The following is a 10369-nucleotide window of genomic DNA, read 5'->3' on the forward strand; positions in this document are numbered from 1 at the left end:
GCGACCATTGCCAATGTTGGCACCCTGGTCATCGGCGCCAACGGGACCTACACCTTCACGCCAGCCGAAAACTACAACGGCAACGTGCCGACGGTGAGCTACACCGTCACCGACGGCTCCGGCAGCAACGTCACCTCGACCCTGACCATCAACGTCACCCCGGTCGATGACAGCTTCACCGACCTCAGTGAAAGCGTGAGCACCGCCGAAGACACCGCCATCTCTGGCAGCGTCCTCACGGGCACGAGCAGTGTCGACGGACCGGTCAGTGTGGTGAATTTCACCATTGGTGAAACCACCTACGCCGCCGGCAGCACCGCGACCATTGCCAATGTCGGCACCCTGGTCATTGGCGCCAATGGCGCCTACACCTTTACCCCGGATGCCAACTACAACGGCAGCGTGCCCACCGTCAGCTACACCGTCACCGACGGTTCCGGCAGCAACGTCACCTCGACCCTGACCATCAGCGTCACCCCGGTCGATGACAGCTTCACCGATATCAGTGAAAGCGTGACCACCGCCGAAGACACCGCCGTCAGCGGCAGTGTGTTGACCGGCACCTCGAGCGTCGATGGCCCCGTCAGTGTGGTGAACTTCACTATTGGTGAAACCACCTACGCTGCGGGCAGCACGGCGACCATCGCCAACGTCGGCACCCTGGTGATCGGCGCCAACGGCGCCTACACCTTCACCCCGGACGCCAACTACAACGGCAACGCGCCGACGGTGAGCTACACCGTCACCGACGGCTCGGGCAGCAATGTCACTTCGACCCTGAACATCAGCGTTACCCCGGTCGACGACAGCTTCACCGACCTCAGCGAAAGTGTGACCACCGCCGAAGACACCGCCGTCAGCGGCAGCGTCCTCACGGGCACAAGCAGCGTCGACGGGCCGGTCAACGTGGTCAATTTCACCATTGGTGAAACCACCTACGCCGCTGGCAGCACGGCGACCATCGCCAATGTCGGCACCCTGGTCATTGGCGCCAACGGCGCCTACACCTTCACCCCGGACGCCAACTACAACGGCAGCGTGCCGACGGTGAGCTACACCGTCACCGACGGCTCGGGTAGCAACGTCACTTCGACCCTGAACATCAGCGTCACCCCGGTCGATGACAGCTTCACCGATATCAGTGAAAGCGTGACCACCGCCGAAGACACCGCCGTCAGCGGCAGCGTGCTCACGGGCACCTCGAGCGTTGATGGCCCGGTCAGCGTGGTGAACTTCACTATTGGTGAAACCACCTACGCCGCGGGCAGCACGGCGACCATCGCCAACGTCGGCACCCTGGTCATTGGCGCCAATGGCGCCTACACCTTTACCCCTGCCGAGAATTACAACGGCAACGTGCCGACGGTGAGCTACACCGTCACCGACGGCTCCGGCAGCAACGTCACCTCGACCCTGACCATCAGCGTCACCCCAGTCGACGACAGCTTCACCGACCTCAGTGAAAGCGTGAGCACCGCCGAAGACACCGCCATCTCTGGCAGCGTCCTCACGGGCACGAGCAGCGTCGATGGCCCAGTCAGTGTGGTGAATTTCACCATCGACGGTGTGGCCGGCACGTTCAACGCCGGCCAGACCGCGACCATCGCCAACGTCGGCTCCCTGGTCATCGGCGCCAACGGCGCCTACACCTTCACCCCGGACGCCAACTACAACGGTAGCGTGCCAACCGTGAGCTACACCGTCACCGACGGTTCGGGCAGCAACGTCACCTCGACCCTGACCATCAACGTCACCCCGGTCGATGACAGCTTCACCGACCTCAGTGAAAGCGTGAGCACCGCCGAAGACACCGCCATCTCTGGCAGCGTCCTCACGGGCACGAGCAGTGTCGACGGACCGGTCAACGTGGTCAATTTCACCATTGGTGAAACCACCTACGCCGCTGGCAGCACGGCGACCATTGCCAATGTCGGCACCCTGGTCATTGGCGCCAACGGGACCTACACCTTCACTCCAGCCGAAAACTACAACGGCAACGTGCCGACGGTGAGCTACACCGTCACCGACGGCTCCGGCAGCAATGTCACCTCGACGCTGAACATCAGCGTCACGCCGGTTAACGACAATTTCACCGACGCCAGTGAAACGGTCTCGACCCTGGAAGACACGGCCTTGACCGGCAGCGTACTAACCGGCACTTCGAGCGTCGACGGGCCGGTCAGCGTGGTCAACTTCACCATCGAAGGTGTGACGGGCACTTTCAATGCCGGTCAGACCGCAACCATTGCCAACGTCGGTACTCTGGTGATCGGTGCCAACGGGACCTATACCTTCACCCCGGCCGCCAACTACAACGGCACGGTACCGACGGTTACTTACACCGTCACCGACGGTGATGGACCGAACGACACCTCGACCCTGAACATCAGCGTCACCCCGGTTAACGACAATTTCACCGACGCCAGTGAAACGGTCTCGACCCTGGAAGACACGGCCCTGACCGGCAGCGTCCTCACCGGCACTTCGAGCGTCGACGGCCCAGTCAGCGTGGTCAGCTTCACCATCGACGGTGTGGCTGGCACATTCAACGCCGGCCAGACCGCGACCATAGCCAACGTCGGCACTCTGGTCATCGGTGCCAACGGCGCCTACACCTTCACCCCGGCCGCCAACTACAACGGCACGGTGCCGACCGTTACCTACACCGTCACCGACGGTGATGGACCCAACGACACCTCGACCCTGAACATCAGCGTCACGCCGGTTAACGACAATTTCACCGACGCCAGTGAAACGGTCTCGACCCTGGAAGACACGGCCCTCACCGGCAGTGTGCTCACCGGCACCTCAAGCGTCGACGGCCCAGTCAGCGTGGTCAACTTCACCATCGACGGTGTGCCTGGCACGTTCAACGCCGGCCAGACCGCGACCATTGCCAACGTCGGCACCCTGGTGATTGCAGCCAACGGCGCCTACACCTTCACCCCGGCCGCCAACTACAACGGCACGGTGCCAACGGTCACCTACACCGTCACCGACGGTTCCGGACCGAACGACACCTCGACCCTGAACATCAGCGTCACCCCGGTCGACGACAGCTTCACCGACGCCAACGAAACGGTCTCGACCCTGGAAGATACCGCCCTCACCGGCAGCGTCCTCACTGGCACGAGCAGCGTCGATGGCCCTGTCAGCGTGGTCAACTTCACCGTTGGTGGAACCACCTACGCCGCCGGCAGCACGGCGACCATCGCCAACGTCGGCACCCTGGTGATCGCAGCCAGCGGGGCCTACACCTTCACCCCGGCCGCCAACTACAACGGTACGGTGCCGACCGTCAGCTACACCGTCACCGACGGTTCGGGACCCAACGTCACCTCGACTCTGAACATCAGCGTCACGCCAGTCGATGACCCGAGCGTGTTGGCTGCTGACGTCAAGACCACCCTTGAGGACAAGGTCGCCACCGGTAACGTTCTGACCAATGACCGCGATGTGGACAATGTTCTCAGCGTGACCAAGTTCACGATTGGTGGCATCGAGTACAGCGCGGGGGCTACTGCCATCCTCGCAAACGTGGGCAGGCTGACGCTCGGTGCCAACGGTGACTACAGCTTTACCCCTGCCGACAATTGGAGTGGCAAGGTTCCGACGGTGACCTACACCACCAATACCGGTTCAAGCACCACGCTGGACATCAGTGTGACCGCGGTCGCGGATACACCGATCGTGTCCGCCACCACAGCTCAAGTGACCGAGAACAGCAGCATCGCGTTGGGCCTGAAGGTAACGTCAGTGGACACTGATGGCTCTGAAACCCAGACCATTACTTCGATCGGCGGCATCCCGGCGGGTGCGACCCTGACCGATGGCGTGCACACATTTACCGGTACAACCGGTAATGGCGTCGTCGACCTCAGCGGGTGGGATGTGAGCAAGTTGAGCTACACCCCGGCACCGTACGCCAGCGGTACCAACACGCTGACAGTCACCGCAGTCTCGACCGAGAGCACCGGCGATTCGGCCAGCAATACGATGCAGATTCCGATCACGATCAATCCCGCGGTCTATAACCCGGTCACTGCTACCGCAGGCAATGACAATGTCACAGGCACCGATGGCAATGACATCATGGTGGCCGATATCGGTGGGCTGACGGTCGTACCGGGTCAGAACTACAACATCGCGTTCATGGTCGACAGCTCGGGCAGTATGGGCGATGCCTCCATGGCAGCGGCGAAGCAATCCCTGGAAGCGGTGTTTACCTCGCTGATCGCCAGTGCGACTTCGAAAAACGCGAATCCGGGCGTTGTGAAAGTGTTCCTCGTGGACTTTGACACGACGGTTAAACAATCGATTTCGGTCGACTTGTCCAGCAAGGATGCCCTGGCGAACTTGAAGTCGGTTCTCGAAAGCATGAAATCGGGTGGATACACCAACTACGAGGACGTGTTCAAGACCACCGCCAACTGGTTCTACAGCGCTGAAGCGAAGAGCAACACGAATGCGATCAATCTCACCTACTTCATTACCGACGGTGAACCAACCGCCTACACCATTAATGAACAGACCAACCCGGTCGTCGTCGACTTCAAGTCGAACAGCGCCACGGACCTGACGCTGGACAGCCTGTTGAAACTGGGCGACTACAAGCCTGGCAATGCGTTCAACACAGTGATCGGCGGTGTCTCGCGCACGTTGGTCGACGCCAATGGCGTTGTGTACAAATGGAGTGAGGACAACAAGGGCAACTGGGATTCTTCCAAGATCAATGGCGTGACACTTCATGCGCAAGGTGACGGCACTTATGAGCTGTCGAGCAACGGTGGCGATGGTTCCGTCGACAGAACCAGTACCACTAACGCCGCAGCGGCATTTGCCCTGCTGGCCGCTGCCCACTCCACCGTGCAAGCCATCGGCCTGAACAATGACGTCAAGGAAAGCGATCTGGCGCCGTACAACACCACCGACGGCAAGCCGCTGGCCAACATCAACCCATCGGATCTGGCCAACGCGATCCTGGGTCATAGCGAGGCCACACTGCCGGGCAAAGACACCATCAGCAGTGGTGAAGGCAATGACATCATCTTCGGCGACCTGGTGAGCTTCAACAGCGTCACCGGCGAAGGTTACGCCTCGCTGCAGGCGTTCGTGGGTCTGCAGACCGGGGTCGAAACCAACCAGGTCACAGCAAGTAACGTGCACCAGTACATCACCGAGCACTACAGTGTGTTCGATGTGTCTGGCGCTCAGGATGGTGCCGATACACTGCTGGGCGGTGCCGGCAATGACATCATCTTTGGCCAGGGTGGCGACGACAAACTCTACGGTGGCACCGGCAATGACATCCTGCTTGGCGGAACCGGAAATGACTTGCTGGACGGCGGCGACGGCAATGACATTCTCCTGGGCGGAAAGGGCGATGACACCCTGACTGGCGGTTTGGGTGGCGACACCTTCGTCTGGAAAGCGGGCGACACCGGCAACGACGTGATCAAGGACTTCAAGGCCAGCGAAGGTGACCGGATCGACCTGCGCGATCTGTTGCAGGGCGAAACCGGCAGCACCATCGACAACTTCCTGAAGATCTCCACGGTCGATGGCGTATCGTCGCTGCAAGTCAGCACAACCGGCCAGTTCAACTCGGGCAATGCGGCCGCCGCCACACCGGACGTGACGATCAAACTGGAAGGCAACAACTGGTCGAGCGCCAACCTGCATAACCTGATTGCCGGTAGCGACCCGACCATCAAGATCGATCACAACAACAGCTGATGCACGAAAACGGCCGCCCTTCTGGGGCGGCCGTCACGTTTGTGTCCACTGCCCGGTGACGATTTCGTCGCCGCGCCACATACTGGCACGCAGTTGACCTATGCTGCTGACAGCACGACGCTGGCTCAATTCGAGGGATGCTCAATGTTTTACGTGCAACGCGATGCGCAGGGCCTGTTGGTACGCGTGGAACCGGCCTCCTACGCCGAGGCCACGGAAACGCTGCCGGCCGACCATCATGAAATCCAGAGCTGGTTTGCCGACGCGGCGGTGGAGAAGAGCCTCAAACAGCTCAAGCAGAGCGACTTTGAAATGATTCGGGTACTCGACGACCTGATTCAGGTGCTGACCCAGAAAGGCGTGATCCGTGTCACCGACCTGCCACCGGCGGCCCAGGCCAAGCTGATGGACCGGACCCAGGCGCGTGAGGCACTGGGTGGGCTGAGTCAGCTGATCGATGAAAATGAAAGCGGGTTGATCTGATCATCGATCTTCAGTGACTGTTCCAGCCTCATCGCGGGCAACCCGCGATGACGGCGTCACCGACAACCCGGCTCCAAGCGTTACTTCCAGGGCTTGGGCTCGCCGAACAACTGGCCCTGCACACCGTATAGCCCCATCTCGCGTATCACTGCCAACTCACCCTCTGTCTCGACCCGCTCGGCAATCAGCGGCAAGTCAATGCTGTGCGCCGCTCGCTGGATCGCCTCGATGAACAGGCGTTTGTCACTCTCCAGATCAATCGAGCGAATGTAGCTGCCGTCGATCTTCAGGTACGCCAGCCCCAGCCGTGCCAGGTTGCCGATCATGCTGAAGCGCCCGCCAAAACGCTGCAGGCTCAGGGAGAAGCCGAGTTCGCGCAGGCGCCGGGTCAATTGCTCCAGCACCGCCTGGTCAGGCAGTTGCTCTTCGCCAATCTCCAGGGTCAGGCGCGGACCGAGGTTGGAGTGCGCGCGCAGTATCTCGAAGATTTTGTTTTGCGCCTGTGAGTCACCCAGGGTGGCCGACGATAGATTCAGCGCCAGCGACTCTTCATGCCCACTCATTTGTTCCAACACCCGCTCGAGCATCAACCGATCCAGGCGCGCAGTCCAGCCGAAGCGCTCCAGCCAAGGCAGAAAGCGCCCGGCCGGGATGGTCTGGCCGTGTTCATCGAGCAGTCGCGACAACACTTTGTAATGCAGCACCAATTGCGTGTCCTGAGCGGCCACGACCGGTTGGAAATACAACTCGAAACGCTGCTGGGTCAGCGCCTGGTCGAGCATGAGGTGCCAGGCATGGTGATCGTCGCCGACACTGGCCGCGAGGCTGTGTTCGATAAAGGCCCAGTTCTGCTCGCCCTGACCTTCTGCCTGTGCCAGCGCCTGATCGCCGAGGCTGAGCACGGTTTGCGGTGAATCGCCGTGAGCAAAGGGAGCCAGACCGATAGACGCCACGGCAGCCACATCGGTGGCACCGGTCGCGTGAAGGCTGGCCAAGGCATTGTCGAGGTTCTGTGCCAGTTGCAACGCCTCTTCACGCACCAGCCCTGGCGCCAGCACGGCAAACTCGCCACCACGGATACGGGTCACCAGGTTCTGGGTTTCCGGGTATTTGGCGCACTCGCGAGACAGTTGCTCACCGACGGCCTTGAGCACTTCATCGGTACGCTGACCACCGAGACGCTGGTTGAGGCCGGCAAGATCCTTGACCCGCAACAACAGCAGGTAACCGGAACTGGCCTGCTCCGGGTTGCTCACCCGCGCATTCAGTTGCATCTCGAAATATCGGCGGTTGGCCAACCCGGTCAACGAATCCTGATAGGACTCGACCCGCAGTTTTTCACTGCGCTCGGCCTGCTCCTGGAACAGCGCCTTGAGCTTCTCGACCATCTGGTTCATGGCCTGCACGACCCGACGAAGCTCGGGCGTGCGCGGCAGTTGCGGCAGGCTGAGGAATTCCCGCCGGGCGATGGCATGAGATTGTTGGACCATGTAGTCCAGCGGTCTCAATTGCTGACGCAGCAACAGCGCGCCGAGTACCGCGCTGACTGCGCCGCATAGCAGCAGCCAGCCCAGGCTGCCCAATGCGCTTTGCCACAACTTGGCCAACGCAAACATCGGGTGGCTGACGACCTCGACCCGGGCCGCCTGCTCCCAGCCGCGACTGACGATCGCATCACCACCGGCAGGCTCCAGGCCGATCAGTTTGACGAACCAGTCCGGAACGTTGTTGACCGCCGGAATGCCCGTGCGCTCGACCAGGGTCTGGTCAGTCTTCAGATCGACCACGCGAATGCTCGCGTAGTAACCGCTGTCGAAGATCGAGCTGACCAGCAACTCGACCATCGCCGGGTCGTCGATATTGGGTGTCAGGGAAAGCGCCAGCGCCGTCGCGGCGTCCTGGGCATGGGAGCGTAACTGGTTGACGTACTGAGTGCGCGAGCTCTCCAGACTGACCATGAAACTGCCGGTGAAGGCGACCACCAGGAACAGACAGATAGCAATCAACAGCTGTTTGAACAAAGACATCTGAGCACGTGCTCCTAGTTAGTCGTCTCGACCGGAAATCCTTCGGCCTGCATTTTCTTCAACACGTCCTGCCAGCGCGACAGACGCTTGGTATCGCCGACCTTTTTGTTGCCCTTGGTACCCGGCAACCACAATCCCTCTGCGTTGAAAGAGTAGACCGGCAGCAAATCCTTTCGTTGGCTGGCCGGCTTGATTGCATCAATCAGGCTGTCGAGCACCAGCGGCTCGGCTTCCGGACTCGAGTAGTAGGTCAACACCATGTGCGCGCGGTTCTGGGTCAGTGCCTTGACGTAGGTAATACGCAGCTTTTCACTGGCCACGCCGAGGTGACGCAGGCTGAAGTACTTGGCAATAGCGTAGTCTTCACAGTCGCCAGCGCCTTTCCAGAGGGCTTCGATCGGGGTTTCCCAATAATCGACCTCATGCCACAGATCGATGTCTTCAACGTATCGCAGCTGTTTGTTGAAGAAGCGATTGACCACGTTGAGCTGTTCCACCTCGCCGATCTGCTTCTGGCTGGCCAGCAAGTATTGCCAATCATTAATGCGCTGCTGACCTTCTCCCAAAGGTCCGTACAATGCCTGCGCCCGCCGGCTGATCAGGGAAAAGTCCCAATCGGCACTCAAGCTGCCCAGCATCACGCCAGCCAGCAGCAACGCGCTGCACAGCCAACGTAAAATCCGGGGGATCGTTAAACATGCCGCCAATGCGAAGCATCCTGGGTAGGCAGGAGAGAGTCGTTCGAATGGTGAAGGTTAGACCGGAAAAAGACAATGGCACAGTGAGATCACTGGGGGCGCGCTAAACTGTAGGAGAAGCACTCGTTCACTTGTTTGACAAGCCGTCAGCCAGTTACTAGTGTTTTTTGGATCCAAAAAACCGTCATTCAGGGTGCGTTTAGTGACACAAAAGCCCAACCCTCTCAGCAGTATCAAGGTCAACGGGCCAATTCCCGCACATCTGGCACGCTCGGTGATCGAAGAAACCCTGCGCTCGGCGATACTCGACGGGCGCATTCCCTGCGGTGCAGCCCTGCGTCAGCAAGACCTCGCCGACCTGTTCGGCGTCAGCCGCATGCCCGTACGCGAAGCCTTGCGCCAGCTGGAAGCACAATCGTTGCTCAACGTGGTTGCCCATAAGGGAGCCGTGGTCGCGCCGCTGGTCCAGGGCGACGCAGTGGAAACCTACGCGTTGCGCATCCTGCTGGAGTCCGAAGCCTTGCGCCTCTCGGTACCATTGCTCCAGGACGAAGATCTCGAACAGGCTACCCGTTACATCGACGAACTCGAAACGGAAAGCGACTACACCGAAATCGGCCGGCTCAACCGTCTTTTCCACATGGCGCTCTACTGCCGGGCGCCCAATCGACGGCTGTTGAAACTGGTCGAAGACGGTCTGAAGGAGGAAGAGCGGTTCCTGCGTTTCAACCTGGAAGCCATGGGCCTGGGCAAACTGTCCCAGGCTGATCACCAGGCATTGTTACGGGCGGCTGAAGACCGGGACGTCGAAGGCTCCGTAAAGCTGCTCGAACACCATCTGAACCGCGCGGTCGAGGTCATTACGCGTTACCTCAACAGCCCTGAAGTCCAGGCCAAAAACACGTCGAAGTAACCCGCGGTTGCAACGCCGGGGGAGGTGCAATGCCGGGATCGCGTCACTTGCCGCACATTCCCAGGCCCCACACCACAGCGCCCTCGCTGCGCCCTATTACCCCTGAAATGACAAAACCCCTGTCTGCGTTAGCAGACAGGGGTTTTGGAATTCAATCTTGACGATGACCTACTCTCACATGGGGAAACCCCACACTACCATCGGCGATGCATCGTTTCACTTCTGAGTTCGGGATGGGATCAGGTGGTTCCAACGCTCTATGGTCGTCAAGAAATTCTGTGACCAGCCCGTTAGAAATTTAACGTGCCGGTGAAAACGTGTGACTTCTACTAAAACAAAACCCCTACCTGCCTGCGCAGATAGGGGTTTTGGAATTTAATCTTGACGATGACCTACTCTCACATGGGGAAACCCCACACTACCATCGGCGATGCATCGTTTCACTTCTGAGTTCGGGATGGGATCAGGTGGTTCCAACGCTCTATGGTCGTCAAGAAATTCGGGTACTGAGT

5 protein-coding genes and 2 rRNA genes are annotated in these 10369 nt (G+C 60.1%); 3 read left to right on the plus strand and 4 right to left on the minus strand.

The window, feature by feature from the left end; translation table 11 throughout:
* Both CAG47_RS27405 and CAG47_RS27410 read left to right on the plus strand, forming a co-directional pair.
* Positions 1-5736, plus strand: a 5736-nt coding sequence (locus CAG47_RS27405; RefSeq protein ID WP_143515945.1) for a tandem-95 repeat protein, incomplete at its 5' end; no start/stop codon positions are given.
* Positions 5737-5880: 144 nt separating this feature from the next.
* A complete protein-coding gene (locus tag CAG47_RS27410) occupies positions 5881-6219 on the plus strand; it encodes a tryptophan synthase subunit beta (RefSeq protein ID WP_085729415.1) in 339 nt (112 codons plus the stop codon).
* Between the two features lie 80 nt (positions 6220-6299).
* Here the strand turns inward: CAG47_RS27410 and lapD are convergent, their stop codons facing one another.
* Positions 6300-8246 carry a cyclic di-GMP receptor LapD gene (gene lapD / locus CAG47_RS27415; protein WP_085729416.1) on the minus strand — a complete coding sequence of 649 codons (1947 nt, stop codon included), beginning with the start codon at positions 8244-8246 and terminating at the stop codon, positions 6300-6302.
* A gap of 14 nt (positions 8247-8260) precedes the next feature.
* Complete coding sequence (gene lapG / locus CAG47_RS27420; protein WP_085729417.1) at positions 8261-8953, minus strand: cysteine protease LapG; 693 nt, start codon at positions 8951-8953, stop codon at positions 8261-8263.
* Positions 8954-9146: 193 nt separating this feature from the next.
* On the opposite strand from lapG, the gene CAG47_RS27425 reads away from it, so the two are divergent.
* Positions 9147-9857, plus strand: coding sequence for a GntR family transcriptional regulator (locus CAG47_RS27425; RefSeq protein WP_085729418.1), 711 nt, complete (start codon positions 9147-9149; stop codon positions 9855-9857).
* A gap of 155 nt (positions 9858-10012) precedes the next feature.
* On the opposite strand, the gene rrf (CAG47_RS27430) is transcribed toward CAG47_RS27425, so the two are convergent.
* Positions 10013-10128 (minus strand): 5S ribosomal RNA (gene rrf, locus CAG47_RS27430).
* A gap of 108 nt (positions 10129-10236) precedes the next feature.
* Positions 10237-10352, minus strand: a 5S ribosomal RNA gene (gene rrf / locus CAG47_RS27435).
* Positions 10353-10369: the final 17 nt, after the last annotated feature.

The sequence above is a fragment of the Pseudomonas sp. R37(2017) genome, from assembly GCF_002113375.1.
Classification (GTDB): domain Bacteria; phylum Pseudomonadota; class Gammaproteobacteria; order Pseudomonadales; family Pseudomonadaceae; genus Aquipseudomonas.